Genomic DNA, 13,557 nt, shown 5'->3' with positions numbered 1-13,557 from the left:
TACAGCACCGCGAGCGCCCAGGCGAGCACCGTCGACATGGCGTCGACGAGCGCCTTGGTTGCATCGTGGCCCTCGGTGTTCTTGAACTCGGCGAGGATCGGCACGAAGGCCTGCGAGAACGCCCCTTCCGCGGATAGGCGCCGCAGCAGGTTCGGGATGCGGAAGGCGACGTAGAACGCGTCGGTGAATTGACTGGCGCCAAAGGCTCGCGCGATCAGCGTTTCGCGGATCAGGCCGGTTACACGCGAAAGCAACGTGAAACCGCTGACCGTCAGGAGGGCTCGGATTAGATTCATGGGGCGCTCATTATACGGGCGGCACCATGAACACAACGCGTCGCAACAATTCCCGAATCGTTAGAATTTGCAACGGCGGTGGTATCTTGTACAGCCTGTCCGCTGGCAGATGTCGCCTGTCCAAGGCTGGGGCGTGCCTTCTGCAGAACGTGCCGTGCTTGCCAGTCCCATGATTTCGTTGCTATAATCGCCGGTTTCGAAGCTCCTGAATCCGCTTTCGGCATGGGTAAGCAGTTACCAGGCACTGCGGTTTCGCGTCTTCTTTCGACGTTTTTGCGCTTTCGGGCAATCGATCCCGGGAGTTTGATCATAAACAGCGCATCGGATTGACCTCGTTTTATCTTGTGCGGAGCCGGGCCGGCATTGAGCTGGGCTCGCTCCGGAAGCTAAACGGGAAGCGCTGAAACACATAGCTGGAACAGGATAAGGAACCGTCATGGCAAATACCGCACAAGCTCGCAAGCGCGCCCGTCAAAGCGCGAAAGCAAACTCGCACAACTCGGCGCTGCGCTCGAAGTTCCGCACGGCCATCAAGGCAGTTCGCAAGGCAATCGACGCCGGCGACCAGGCCAAGGCTGCGGAAATCTACAAGACGTCGGTCAAGACCATCGACATCATTGCGGACAAGCGCATCGTTCACAAGAACAAGGCTGCTCGCCATAAGAGCCGTCTGTCGGCAGCTATCAAGGGTCTGCAAGCACCTGCTGCTTAAGGATTGCGTTGCGGCCTGCATGCCTCCGGCGTGACAGGCTCATGCTTTTTGCGCTGAGGGACTAGAGCAAGAAAAGCAGCAATGAAAAAACCCGCCTTGGCGGGTTTTTTGTCGTGTACTTGTCAAACGGCCTCAACACGTATTTAACGTTGAAGAAGCCCTCCCCCTGTCAACCTTGCTGCTGCGTTCCGTGATGCGGCGGCAGCTCGCAGGCTTCCGTCACCAGCAGGTCATTGTCCTTTGCAAAGTTCATCACGAAGTCGAAGGCCATGGGTTCGATCTCGCGCAAGCGCGAATCGAGGATCACCGTCTTCACGTTTCCAAGCAAGGTGGGGCGTACATAGATGGAATATGTCAGCCGGGCATTCGGCCCGCGTTTTTTTGGACCATAACCCGACATCACGCCGCAAAGCCGCTCCGACCAGTCACTCGGCCGAAAGGTCTTGCCGTTCGACGTGACGCCCTGGATGAAGTATTCGGTTGGGGTTGTTTCGGCCATGTAGGAATACCTGTTTGACGACCAGCGGAAACCGCCGGCAAACGCGCATGCACGATTGGCAAGCTGAGCCAGCAGAAACGAAGCCCGGCTCGCTGACCCTTGTTGCAGTTAAGCCCCGCGTGAACTCCGACGTGCAACCCTAACGCCCGGCGCGAATGGTGCCTGAGCGTGCAATAAGCCAGGACAAGCCTATTTTCGACGCAATTTCAGCTTCCTTCGCGGCCTCCTGATGGCAGCAACACGAAAGCATGTCCGCGAACCCGCTGGATACACTCGCTCAAGAATGCGACGAGGTGAGGCCGCTTCGAAGCCCTACTGAAAGCAGTCGACAGGTGTCAGGACTGCCGGAGAAACGAGGCCGATTATACAGCAGAGGGCCTTTTTCCGCACTGCACACAAAGCCGCTGAACCGCGCTGGACGGGCTGCAAGACAGGCAACGATGGACCGCGTCGGCTATTTGGCCACCTCGTCAAACGGCAGAATTTCCTTTATGCTGAAATTCAATACCACCACGACGGCGGCGCCGTCCGGCGCAATTGCCGGCTGAAGCCGCCGTACGCATTTCATGACCGAAAAAAAAATTCGCCACTATCTGCAGTTCAAGGATTTCTCCCTCGACGACTATGACTACGTGCTCGAACGCGCACGCATTCTGAAGCGCAAGTTCAAGAGCTACGAGACCTATCACCCGCTGCACGACCGAACGCTGGCGATGATCTTCGAGAAGAATTCAACGCGTACGCGGCTGTCGTTTGAAGCCGGCATATTCCAGCTCGGCGGCCATGCCGTGTTCCTCAGCACACGTGATACGCAACTGGGCCGCGGCGAGCCTATCGAAGATGCGGCTCAGGTCGTCTCACGCATGGTCGACATCATCATGATCCGCACGTTCGGCCAGCACATCATCGAACGCTTCGCCGAAAACTCGCGCGTGCCGGTGATCAACGGGCTGACGAACGAATATCACCCATGCCAGGTTCTCGCCGACGTCTTCACGTACTACGAATTGCGTGGTCCTATCGCGGGGAAAACGGTGGCCTGGGTTGGCGATGCCAACAACATGCTGTACACGTGGATCGAGGCCGCGCAGATCCTTGGCTTCAAGTTGCGCCTGTCCACTCCGCCCGGCTATTCACTCGATCCGATCTTGGTGGCGCCGGAAAGCGCGCCGTTCTACGAAGAGTTCGCTGATCCGAACGACGCCTGCACCGGCGCCGATCTGGTCACCACGGACGTCTGGACCAGCATGGGTTTTGAAGCCGAGAACGAAGTGCGCAAGAAGGCGTTCGCCGACTGGTGCGTCGATGCAGACATGATGTCGCGCGCGAATCCGGACGCGCTCTTCATGCATTGCCTGCCGGCCCATCGCGGGGAAGAAGTGAGCGCCGAAGTGATCGACGGTCCGCAAAGCGTGGTCTGGGGCGAAGCCGAAAACCGTCTGCACGTTCAGAAGGCATTGATGGAGTATCTGCTGCTCGGCAAACTCAATCATTGAAACGCCGCATCGTCCCGAAAATGCGGAATGACCGCCATTTAGTGTCAAAATAGCGGTTTTCCGCGCGCTGAAAGCCCGGCGCACACCGTTTTCCAGCCATACGAGTTCACCATGAGCGATATCAAAAAAGTCGTGCTCGCCTACTCGGGCGGCCTCGATACCTCCGTCATCCTGAAGTGGTTGCAAGACAACTACGACGCCGAAGTCGTGACGTTCACCGCTGACATCGGTCAGGGCGAAGAACTCGAACCGGCGCGCAAGAAAGCGCTGCAGCTCGGCATCAAGCAGGACAACATCTTCATTGAAGATCTGCGTGAGGAATTCGTCCGCGACTTCGTGTTCCCGATGTTCCGCGCCAACACGGTCTACGAAGGCGAATATCTGCTCGGAACGTCGATTGCACGTCCGCTGATCGCGAAACGTCAGATCGAGATCGCCCGTGCCGTGGGCGCGCAATCCGTTTCGCACGGCGCGACCGGCAAGGGTAACGATCAGGTGCGTTTCGAACTGGGTTATTACTCGCTCGAGCCAAGCATCAAGGTGATCGCGCCGTGGCGTGAATGGGATCTGCTGTCTCGTGAAAAGCTGCTGGCTTACGCGGAAAAGGCAGGTATTCCTATCGAAATGAAGCATAAGCAAGGTGGCGCGCCCTACTCCATGGATGCAAACCTGCTGCATATTTCATTCGAAGGCCGTCACCTGGAAGATCCGAAGGCCGAAGCCGAAGCCGACATGTGGCGCTGGACGGTCGCGCCGGAAGATGCGCCGGACCAGCCGGAGTATCTGGATATCGAATACGAGAAGGGTGATCCGGTTGCGTTGAACGGCAAGCGTTTGTCGCCGGCGGACATGCTCACCGAACTGAACGCGATTGGCGGCAAGCATGGCATCGGCCGGCTGGATCTGGTCGAGAACCGTTATGTCGGCATGAAGTCGCGCGGTTGCTACGAGACGCCGGGCGGCACGATCATGCTCAAGGCGCACCGCGGGATCGAGTCGATCACGCTGGATCGTGAAGTCGCGCATCTGAAAGACGACCTGATGCCGCGTTATGCCGCGCTGATTTACAACGGCTACTGGTGGAGCCCGGAGCGTCGCGCGCTGCAAGTGCTGATCGATCACACGCAGGACAAGGTGAACGGCTGGGCGCGCGTGAAGCTTTACAAGGGCAGTGTGACGGTGGTCGCGCGTGATTCGAAGGAAACGCTGTTCGACAAGAACATCGCTACGTTCGATGACGACGGCGGCGCCTACGATCAGGCCGATGCCGGCGGGTTTATCAAGCTAAATGCGCTGCGGATGCGGATTGCGGAAAATGCGCGCCGCAAGCGTGGTGGTTGAGCGGTATCGAAAATGTGAAAAAACCCGCTTCGGCGGGTTTTTTAATGGGGCATCAGTGCCGCGTCAAAGGCATACCGGTTCTGCTTCCAGCTCGACGCCGAAACGCGCGTGGATGTCGCGTTTGACCGCATCGGCGAGTTCGAGGATTTGCGCGCCCGATGCCCCGCCGCGATTGACCAGTACCAACGCCTGCCGGTCGTGCACGGCGGCCGCGCCGATTGAACGGCCTTTCCAGCCGCATTGGTCGATAAGCCAGCCCGCTGCCAGCTTGAATTGCCCGTCCGGCTGTTTGTACGAGACGAGCTCCGGCTCGCGCGCCTTGAGCGCATCGAACTCGGCCGCGCTGATCACCGGGTTCTTGAAAAAGCTTCCGGCGTTTCCAAGCACGCGCCAGTCGGGCAGCTTCGCCTGACGCACGGCGACGACTGCATTGAAGATCGCTTGCGGATTGTCCGACGCGCCGCTTTCCAGCACGCGCGCAATATCTGCGTATTCCGCACGCGGCGTCCACTTTTTCGGCAGACGAAACGTCACCGAAACGATCACAAAACGACCGCGCCCTTCCCGCTTGAAATAACTGTCGCGATAACCGAACGCGCACGCGTTGCGATCGAATTCGCGCGTTTCGCCCGTCGATAACTCGATAGCCCGCAAGCGTTCGAAGCGCTCGCCCATTTCCAGCCCATATGCGCCGATGTTCTGGATCGGCGCCGCGCCCACCGTGCCGGGAATCAGCGCGAGGTTTTCGAGTCCCGGGAAGCCTTGCGACAAGGTCCATGCAACGAATTCGTGCCAGTTTTCTCCTGCAGCGGCTTCGACATACACCGCTTCGTCGTCTTGATCGATCACTCGACGGCCGCGCAATTCCATCAGCAATGCAACGCCATCGAAATCGTTCGTCAGCACCACATTGCTGCCACCGCCAAGAACGAGACGTGCCTTGCCTTTTAGACGTTCGTCGTGAGCAAGCGCCGCAATCTGTGCTTCTTTCGTCAGCCGAAGCGCGAGTCTGGCGCGGACATCGAAACCGAAGGTGTTGTGCGCGAGCAGCGGGTAGTCGGAGAGGAGTTCGTACTCGGGCATTGAGGCAGCACTAAGGGTGTGGTCTTGGGCAAACCGGGACGGCATCGGTAGAATAACGTTGGTTAGTGATTATAGCGAGTGCGTGCAGGCAGTCTGGCGCCTCGCCTCAACGAAGGGGAATACAAATGCCATCGTTTGACGTCGTCAGCGAAGCAAACATGATCGAGGTGAAAAACGCCATCGAACAGTCGAACAAGGAGATTTCCACGCGCTTTGACTTCAAGGGTTCGGATTCGCGCATCGAGCAAAAGGATCGCGACCTGACGCTTTTTGCCGACGATGATTTCAAGCTCGGCCAGGTCAAGGACGTGATGTTGTCGAAGCTGGCAAAGCGCAATGTGGACGTGCGATTCCTGGATTACGGCAAGATCGAGAAGATCGGCGGCGACAAGCTGAAGCAAGTCGTCGAGATCAAGAAAGGCGTGACCGGCGACCTTGCAAAGAAGATCGTCAAGATGGTCAAGGACAGCAAGATCAAGGTCCAGGCCAGCATTCAGGGCGACGCGGTGCGTATCAACGGCACGAAACGCGACGATCTGCAAAGCGCGATCGCCATGCTGAAGAAAGACGTGACGGACGCGCCGCTGGACTTCAATAACTTCCGGGACTGATGGACCGGTTTCGCAAAGCTTGACGCGTAGAGAAAGAAAGCCGCCTTTCAGGCGGCTTTCTTGTTTTAGCGCGGCCTCTATTGAGGCGTTTGAACCGCCGCCTTCTTCTGCCCGATGCGGCTTTCCTTTCCGTCGAGCAACTTCTTGATATTCGCGCGATGCCGCCAGATCAAAAGCGCGCTCATGGCGGCGACGGCGAGCGATATCCGGCTCGGACCAAACAGGAACACATCGAAGAAGGGTGCGAATACCGCCGATACCAACGCGGCCAGTGACGAATACCGGAAGAACACCGCAATGATCACCCACGTCAGCAACGTAGCCAGCCCGAGCACCGGATGAATTGCGAGCAACACGCCCGCCGCCGTTGCAACGCCCTTGCCGCCCTGGAACTTGAAGAATATCGGGTACAGGTGACCGAGAAATACGGCGATGGCCGCAAGCGCGATCGCCGTTGAGTCCAGTCCGAAGCGTGCGCCGAAATGCACCACGAGCCATACGGCGAGCCAGCCTTTGAAGGCATCGCCAAGCAGTGTCAGAACCGCGGCCAGCTTGTTGCCCGTGCGCAGGACGTTCGTCGCGCCCGGATTGCCTGAGCCGTACGAACGCGGATCGGCAAGACCCATGGCCGAACTCACGACGACCGCAAACGAGATCGAGCCGATCAGGTAAGCCACCACAGCGACAATCACATTGTTCATTGATTTCTTCTTGTCTTCGGAAACGGAAAGCGGGATTTCAAGACGCGCATTCTAATCGACGCTCGCGCAATTCACGGGCGTGGCCTTCAACAACTCGGTCAGGATCTGCGGCCTGATACTCACCAGATACCCGCGCCGCCCGCCGTTCAGATAAATTGTGCCGAGATCGAAAATGCTGGACTCAACGTACACGGGCATCGCCTTTCGGGTACCAAATGGCGAAGTGCCGCCAATCAGAAAACCCGAATGCCGGTTCGCCACTTCAGGCTTGCACGGCTCGACGCGCTTGGCTCCGATCTGCCGCGCGAGGTTCTTGGTCGAGACGGTTTTGTCGCCATGCATGAGCACGATCAACGGCTTCGCGTGCTCGTCTTCCATCACGAGCGTCTTGACGACCGAATGCTCGTCTACACCGAGCTGACGGGCCGATTCCTCTGTTCCGCCATGCTCGACATATTCATAAGGATGCTCGCCGAACTCGACTTTGTGCCGGCGCAAAAACTGCGTCGCCGGCGTTTCCGAAATGTGTTTTACCTTGGACATGTCGGCATTGTAGCGGCGCGAAAGCGGCGCCACCATCGGCCAAACGGCCAATTGTGCGAGCCGATTTACTGTGGCACGATCGTTCGGAAATATCGATCAGACCTGCATCACCTGGAGATTCAAAACGTGATTCGCGATTCAGAAACCCAGACGCTGCTCGAGGACGCTATCCGCCGTTTTGTGGGCGAGACGCTCGTGCCGCGCGAAGCCGAGGTCGATGAAACCGACCAGATTCCCACCGATGTCCTCGCCGCCATGCGCGAGATCGGCCTGTTCGGCTTGACGATTCCCGAAGCCTACGGCGGCCTCGGCCTCACCATGGAGGAAGAAGTGCGCGTCGCGTTCGAACTCGGCCAGACATCCCCGGCATTCAGGTCGGTGATCGGGACGAACAACGGGATTGGTTCCATCGGCATCCTGCTCGATGGCAGCGAGGAGCAGAAGCGTCACTATCTGCCGAAGCTCGCCGCGGGCGACTTGATCGGCTCGTTTTGCCTGACAGAGCCGGATTCGGGATCGGACGCGGCATCGCTGAAAACCACCGCAAAAAAGGACGGCGATTATTACGTGCTGAACGGCACGAAGCGCTACATCACGAATGCGCCGGAGGCCGGCATTTATACCGTCATGGCGCGCACGAGCGACGCGAAAGGCGCGAGCGGCATCTCGGCGTTTATCGTGGAGCGCGAATCGCCGGGCTTGTCGCTTGGAAGGCCCGATAAAAAGATGGGCCAGCGCGGCGCACATACAAGCGACGTGATCTTCGAAAATTGCCGTATCCCGGCTGGGCAATTAATTGGCGGCGTTGAAGGCGTCGGCTTCAAGACGGCCATGAAAGTGCTGGACAAGGGCCGTTTGCACATCGCCGCCGTGGCAATCGGTGCGGCGAAACGGATGCTGCGCGACGCTCTCGCCTACGCAACCGAGCGCAAGCAGTTCGGCCAGCCGATTGTCGAATTCCAGCTCGTCCAGGGCATGCTCGCCGACAGCAAGACCGAGATCTACGCGGCCGAATGCATGGTGCTCGACGCCGCTCGCCGCCGTGACGAAGGCCGCGACGTATCGGTGGAAGCGTCGTGCGCAAAATACTTTGCGACCGAAATGTGCGGGCGCGTAGCGGATCGCGCGGTGCAGATTCACGGCGGCGCGGGATACATCTCGGAGTACGGGATCGAGCGGTTTTATCGCGATGTGCGATTGTTCCGGCTTTACGAAGGCACGTCGCAGATTCAGCAGGTCATCATCGCGCGCGGTTTGATGCGCGGCACGGAGATTTGAGATGGATATCGATGTCGATGCATTGCTTCGCGCGCTGCCCAGGCGCATTTCGGACATCCCCGAACGTCTCGCTGCGCGGGACCCGCAACACGTCGTGCTGATCGAGGACGGGCGGCGTCTGAACGCGGCGGAGTTGCTGCAAGCCGTTGATAAAACCGCTCGCCAGCTCGCCGAACTTGGTGTGAAAGGCGGCGATCGCGTGATGATCGTGAGTGAAAACTGTATCGCGCAGGTCGTACTGATGTTCGCGGCGGCGAAACTCGACGCATGGTGTGTGCTGACCAACGCGCGACTTTCTGCAAGTGAAGTCGATGCCATTCGCGATCACGCTAAACCGCGCGTGGTGGCGTTCACCGTGGAGGCATCGAAGGACGCGGCGAATCATGCTGAACGATTGAATGCCGCGTCAGGCGCTGATGCTTGGCACTTCGTCGTGGACGCGTCAGTCACGCCTGAACCCGTTCACGCCGATCCTGCTCGTCAATGCGCCGCGCTGATCTACACCACGGGCACGACGGGTGCGCCAAAAGGCGTGATGCTTTCGCATCGCAATGTGCTGTTCATCGCGGCGATTTCCAGCACGTTGCGGCGCGTGACGCACGAGGACGTGGTCTATGCCGTGTTGCCGATCACGCACGTCTACGGACTGGCGTCGGTGTGTCTTGGTAGCCTGTATGCAGGCGCCACGCTGAGGCTTGCGCCGCGCTTCGCGCCCGATGCCGTGCGCCACGCGCTGGCCGAAGAAAACATCTCGATCTTTCAGGGCGTGCCGGCCATGCACGCGAAGCTGGTCGAGCACGTGCAGACAAGCAATCAACCCTGGCGCGCACCCGCGTTGCGCTTTGCCTATTCGGGCGGCTCTCCACTCGATCCCGCGTTGAAAGCGCGCGTCGAAGCGCTTTACAAAGTACCGCTGCACAACGGCTACGGCATGACGGAAAGCAGCCCGACCATTGCGCAGACCATGCTCGATGCGCCGCGCGAAGACTGCGCGGCCGGACATCCGATACCGGGCATCGAACTGCGTTTTGTCGGGATGGACGGCGTCGATGTGCCGTCGGGCGAAGTCGGCGAATTGTGGGTGCGAGGACCGAACGTGATGCTCGGCTATTACCGCAACGATGCCCAGACGCGCGTGACGGTCACCGAAGACGGCTGGCTTCGAACTGGCGATCTCACGCGGCTGGAGGCGGATGGCGCGCTGGTCATTGCGGGGAGGAGCAAGGAGCTGATCATCCGCTCGGGCTTCAACGTGTATCCGGCGGAAGTCGAGAACGTGCTGAATGCCCATCCTGGCGTGCTGCAGTCGGCGGTGATCGGGCGAACGGTCGAAGGCAACGAGGAAGTGGTCGCGTTCGTTGAATTGCTGCCGTCGGTGCATGCGCTGCCCGATGACATTGTCGAGTGGTGCGCCGCGCGGCTTGCGCCTTATAAGCGTCCGGCGGAGATCCGCGTGCTCGCGGCGTTGCCGGCGGCATCGACGGGAAAGGTGTTGAAGCACAAGCTCAGGGATGAGCTTTAGCTCTTAAGTGAAACATCAACCCCGCGGATGATGCTCCTTGTGTAGCGTCCTCAAGCGTTCACGCGCGACGTGCGTGTAGATCTGCGTGGTCGAGATATCCGTATGCCCGAGCAGCAACTGCACCACGCGCAAGTCCGCGCCGTGATTCAGCAAATGCGTGGCGAACGCGTGCCGCAAGGTATGCGGCGAAAGCGGCGCGCGGACGTCGCCAGTCAGTGCGTGGCGCTTGATGATGTTCCAGAATTGCTGACGCGTCATGCCTTCGCCGCGCGTGGTCACGAACAGCGCATCGGCGGCGCGGGCGCCGAGCAGCGCCGGACGCGATTCCCGCAAATACCGCTCGATCCAGTCATGAGCCACCGCGCCGAACGGGATCAGGCGCTCTTTCGACCCCTTGCCCATCACGCGCACCACACCTTCGTTCAAGCCGACTTCAACGGTCTTCAAGGTCACGAGTTCGGTCACGCGCAATCCGCTTGCGTACATGAGTTCGAGCATCGTGCGATCGCGCAAGCCGAGCGCGGTTTCCACGTCGGGCGCATTCAGCAGGGCTTCGACTTGCGCCTCGTTCAGCGTTTTCGGAAAACGCGGCGCCTGTTTGGCGGAGCGCAGCTTCAGGGTGGGGTCGGCCAGCGCGCGATGTTCACGCAGCGCCCACGCGTAGTATCGGCGGAATACGGACAGGCGGCGATTCGCCGATGTCGCCTTGTCTGCACGTCGCGCGGCAAGGTAGCCGTTCATGTCGATTTCGGTGGCGGTATCGATATCACCGCCGCGCGTCTTCGATAACCACTCGGCAAACAACCTCAGGTCGCGCCGGTAGGCTTCCAGCGAGTTCTTGGCCAGCCCGTGTTCGAGCCAGAGCGCATCGCAAAAGAGGTCGATGGACGCGCTGCTCGACACCATTTCCTGCGCTCGTTCCACCTCGGTCACGTCCATTGATGCTTCCTTTAAGCGTTGCGTCATGCTGCCTGCCGTAGCGCCCATTGCACGTGTTCGCGCACGAGCTCCGATGCATCGTCGGCGCGGGCATGCAACGCGTTGCGTATTTCCGAGCGCGAATCCGCATCGAGCGACGTGGAGCGTAACGCGTTGCCCATGCCCACGGCAATATTGCGCAGCCATCGTTCATGGCCAATACGGCGAATCGCGCTGCCTTGCATGCGCTCATCGAATTCGGCTGCGCTCCAGCGGAACAGCGTCACGAGCGACGCGCGATCGAGCCCATGCCGAACATCGAAATCCGCGACGGGCGCGGCCTGCGCGAATTTGTTCCACGGACACACGAGCTGACAATCGTCGCAACCATAGACCCGATTGCCGATCAGCGGCCGCATCTCCTCCGGAATACTGCCCTTCAATTCGATGGTGAGATACGAAATGCAGCGCCGCGCATCGAGCCTGTACGGCGCGATGATCGCCTGCGTCGGACATACATCGATGCACTTCGTACAGCTTCCGCAATGCGAACCTTCGTGCTCGGGCGCGTGTTCGGGGTGGGTCTCGGCGTCGGCAGGAAGCGGAATATCGACCAGAATCTCACCGATAAAAAACAGCGACCCTACGTCACGTTGCAGCAGCAGCGTGTGTTTGCCGCGCCAGCCGTTCCCGGCTTTCTGCGCCAGCTCAACCTCCAGAACCGGTGCGGAATCCGTGAATACGCGGTACCCGAACGGCCCGATTTCCGCTTCGATTCGATCCGCCAGATGCTGCAAACGGCTGCGCATGACCTTGTGATAATCGCGGCCGCGGGCATAAACGGACACGACAGCCGCGGCCGGATCATCGATACGCGCCCACTCGGCAGCGCGCCAGTCGAGCGGCTCCGCACCGGCTGTCGAGGTACTTTCGCGCGCCTTGCCATCGAGTGTCGATGCCGGCAGATAGGCCATCCGAACTGTAATAACACGTCGCGTACCGGCCACAAGCTCGGCCGGCCTTGCGCGTTTCATCGCATGTTTGGCCATATAATCCATCTCGCCGTGATAGCCTGCTTCGAGCCACGATGCGAGGCCTTCTTCGGCATCCGTCAAGTCGGCGTCGCTGACGCCGACCGCACCGAACCCCAACTCGCGCCCCCACGCCTTGATGCGCAGCGCGAGTTCAGCCAGCGCAGCTTTGTCATCAATTCTGAAGTGGCGCGGGTTTTCGGCGGCGTCGTCCGACGTGCGCTCGTGTTCCACAGGGTGTTCCGGCAAACGGTTCATCACGACATTTTACGAGAATGCCCGACAGCCTCACTCGATCGATTGCAAATCTGCCCGCCGCGCTCCTCGAACGCCGCTTCGACCTGCCCGGCGAGGACGCAACGCTTGCGTTCGGCGGACAATTCGCACGGGCGATTCTCGCGTTGCTCAGCACGAGCGGCGAACGTTTTCCCGGTTTGCAGGTCCAGTTGATCGGCGACCTGGGTGCCGGAAAAACCACGCTGGTGCGCGCAACGTTGCGCGCACTCGGTCACGCGGGCCGCGTGCGCAGTCCAACTTACACGCTCGTCGAACCGTACTCGCTTGCCACGCAAACAACGCAAACGGGCGCGCTGGAGCTTTATCACTTCGATCTTTATCGCTTCACCGATCCAGCCGAATGGATCGATGCCGGCTTTCGCGAGTACTTCGACTCGGGCGCGATCTGCCTGATCGAATGGCCGCAACGCGCCGGCGGATTGCTGGGTGTGCCGGATCTCGAATTCGAGCTGGAACAGGAAGGCGAAGGCCGCGTGCTGACCGCGCGCGCGTTTAGCGAAACAGGAAAGTCATGTCTCGAAAGTTGTTGATCAAGCCGTTTCATTCGATCGAATCGACCGCCACCGCGTCGCACAGCTGGCGTCGGCGCCAGGTGCTGCGCGCAGGGGCATCGACCATTGCGCTTGCATTGCTTGGGCCAAAGCTCGCATACGCGAGTTCGGTGCTCGGCGTGCGCGTGTGGCCCGCTCGCGATTACACCCGCGTGACGATCGAGTCGGATCAACCGCTGCAAAACAATCAGCAATTGCTGCAGGGGCCGGACCGGCTCGTGGTCGACCTGAACGGCCTGGATCTCGATCAGGAACTGAAAGACCTGGTCTCGAAGATCACGCCGAACGATCCGCAGATCCAGTCGGTGCGTATCGGGCAATATCAGCCGCATGTCGTGCGCATGGTGTTCGACCTGAAGGGCGCGGTGAAACCGCAGGTGTTCACGCTGACGCCTATTGGCAGCTATAAGTATCGGCTGGTCTTCGATTTGTATCCGGCTGTCGCGCCCGATCCGCTGATGGATCTGCTCGCGCAGTCCGAGCACAAGCAGCAGGCTATCGACCAGAGCAACCCGAATCCAACTCAGCCGCCCGCTACGCTGAGCGGTCCGGCAACGGCGCCCAAATCAAACGCGCCGGACAACACCGACGAGTTTTTCCAGAAGTACGCGCAGGCCAATGACTTTCGCCGATCGCAAACAACCCGAACAAGCCGATGATGTTCGCCGTGTTCGAAAA

The 13,557-nt window shown here is 59.8% G+C and carries 14 protein-coding genes and 1 pseudogene; 8 read left to right on the top strand and 7 right to left on the bottom strand.

What is annotated here, in order from left to right:
- Positions 1 to 332: lipid II flippase MurJ (locus ACRXB1_RS16015; RefSeq protein ID WP_449492529.1), on the bottom strand; the 332-nt coding region annotated here is incomplete at its 3' end.
- Between the two features lie 400 nt (positions 333 to 732).
- Between ACRXB1_RS16015 and rpsT the strand changes: the two genes are divergently transcribed.
- On the top strand, positions 733 to 1,008 hold the full coding sequence (gene rpsT / locus ACRXB1_RS16010; RefSeq protein WP_047845158.1) for a 30S ribosomal protein S20: 276 nt from the start codon (positions 733 to 735) through the stop codon (positions 1,006 to 1,008).
- Positions 1,009 to 1,177: 169 nt separating this feature from the next.
- On the opposite strand, the gene ACRXB1_RS16005 is transcribed toward rpsT, so the two are convergent.
- Positions 1,178 to 1,507: a DUF3579 domain-containing protein gene (locus tag ACRXB1_RS16005; RefSeq protein WP_062167829.1), complete on the bottom strand. Its 330-nt coding sequence runs from the start codon at positions 1,505 to 1,507 to the stop codon at positions 1,178 to 1,180.
- Between the two features lie 566 nt (positions 1,508 to 2,073).
- Here ACRXB1_RS16005 and argF point away from each other — a divergent pair.
- Positions 2,074 to 3,003: an ornithine carbamoyltransferase gene (gene argF / locus ACRXB1_RS16000; protein WP_449492528.1), complete on the top strand. Its 930-nt coding sequence runs from the start codon at positions 2,074 to 2,076 to the stop codon at positions 3,001 to 3,003.
- 111 nt (positions 3,004 to 3,114) lie between these two features.
- Positions 3,115 to 4,344: an argininosuccinate synthase gene (locus tag ACRXB1_RS15995; protein ID WP_449492527.1), complete on the top strand. Its 1,230-nt coding sequence runs from the start codon at positions 3,115 to 3,117 to the stop codon at positions 4,342 to 4,344.
- Positions 4,345 to 4,407: 63 nt separating this feature from the next.
- Here the strand turns inward: ACRXB1_RS15995 and murB are convergent, their stop codons facing one another.
- Positions 4,408 to 5,427 (bottom strand): UDP-N-acetylmuramate dehydrogenase, encoded by a 1,020-nt coding sequence (gene murB / locus ACRXB1_RS15990; protein ID WP_449492526.1) that lies wholly within the window; start codon positions 5,425 to 5,427, stop codon positions 4,408 to 4,410.
- A 125-nt stretch (positions 5,428 to 5,552) separates the two neighbouring features.
- On the opposite strand from murB, the gene ACRXB1_RS15985 reads away from it, so the two are divergent.
- Positions 5,553 to 6,038, top strand: a complete 486-nt coding sequence (locus tag ACRXB1_RS15985; protein WP_062167836.1) for a YajQ family cyclic di-GMP-binding protein — start codon at positions 5,553 to 5,555, stop codon at positions 6,036 to 6,038.
- Between the two features lie 77 nt (positions 6,039 to 6,115).
- Here the strand turns inward: ACRXB1_RS15985 and plsY are convergent, their stop codons facing one another.
- Both plsY and ybaK read right to left on the bottom strand, forming a co-directional pair.
- Entirely contained in the window at positions 6,116 to 6,739 is a 624-nt protein-coding gene (gene plsY, locus ACRXB1_RS15980) for a glycerol-3-phosphate 1-O-acyltransferase PlsY (RefSeq protein ID WP_062000213.1), read from the bottom strand.
- A 51-nt stretch (positions 6,740 to 6,790) separates the two neighbouring features.
- Entirely contained in the window at positions 6,791 to 7,282 is a 492-nt protein-coding gene (gene ybaK, locus ACRXB1_RS15975; RefSeq protein ID WP_449492525.1) for a Cys-tRNA(Pro) deacylase, read from the bottom strand.
- A gap of 126 nt (positions 7,283 to 7,408) precedes the next feature.
- Between ybaK and ACRXB1_RS15970 the strand changes: the two genes are divergently transcribed.
- Complete coding sequence (locus ACRXB1_RS15970; RefSeq protein ID WP_449492524.1) at positions 7,409 to 8,560, top strand: acyl-CoA dehydrogenase family protein; 1,152 nt, start codon at positions 7,409 to 7,411, stop codon at positions 8,558 to 8,560.
- 1 nt (position 8,561) lies between these two features.
- Positions 8,562 to 10,082, top strand: a complete 1,521-nt coding sequence (locus ACRXB1_RS15965; protein WP_449492523.1) for a class I adenylate-forming enzyme family protein — start codon at positions 8,562 to 8,564, stop codon at positions 10,080 to 10,082.
- 15 nt (positions 10,083 to 10,097) lie between these two features.
- On the opposite strand, the gene xerD is transcribed toward ACRXB1_RS15965, so the two are convergent.
- Both xerD and queG read right to left on the bottom strand, forming a co-directional pair.
- The gene (gene xerD, locus ACRXB1_RS15960; RefSeq protein ID WP_086381036.1) at positions 10,098 to 11,021 is read right to left on the bottom strand and encodes a site-specific tyrosine recombinase XerD; all 924 of its coding nucleotides are present in this window, start codon (positions 11,019 to 11,021) and stop codon (positions 10,098 to 10,100) included.
- 23 nt (positions 11,022 to 11,044) lie between these two features.
- Complete coding sequence (gene queG / locus ACRXB1_RS15955) at positions 11,045 to 12,289, bottom strand: tRNA epoxyqueuosine(34) reductase QueG (RefSeq protein ID WP_449492522.1); 1,245 nt, start codon at positions 12,287 to 12,289, stop codon at positions 11,045 to 11,047.
- A gap of 17 nt (positions 12,290 to 12,306) precedes the next feature.
- Here queG and tsaE point away from each other — a divergent pair, with 17 nt between their 5' ends.
- Positions 12,307 to 12,858: a tRNA (adenosine(37)-N6)-threonylcarbamoyltransferase complex ATPase subunit type 1 TsaE gene (gene tsaE / locus ACRXB1_RS15950; RefSeq protein WP_449492521.1), complete on the top strand. Its 552-nt coding sequence runs from the start codon at positions 12,307 to 12,309 to the stop codon at positions 12,856 to 12,858.
- Positions 12,840 to 13,493 (top strand): annotated as a pseudogene (locus tag ACRXB1_RS15945) (AMIN domain-containing protein); the annotation flags it as partial. The gene tsaE and the pseudogene ACRXB1_RS15945, both read left to right, overlap by 19 nt.
- Positions 13,494 to 13,557 lie beyond the last annotated feature (64 nt).

The organism is Caballeronia sp. M23-90 (assembly GCF_053574605.1).
The sequence above is the reverse complement of the archived record's forward strand: the minus strand, read 5'-3'. Positions and strand labels throughout refer to the sequence as shown.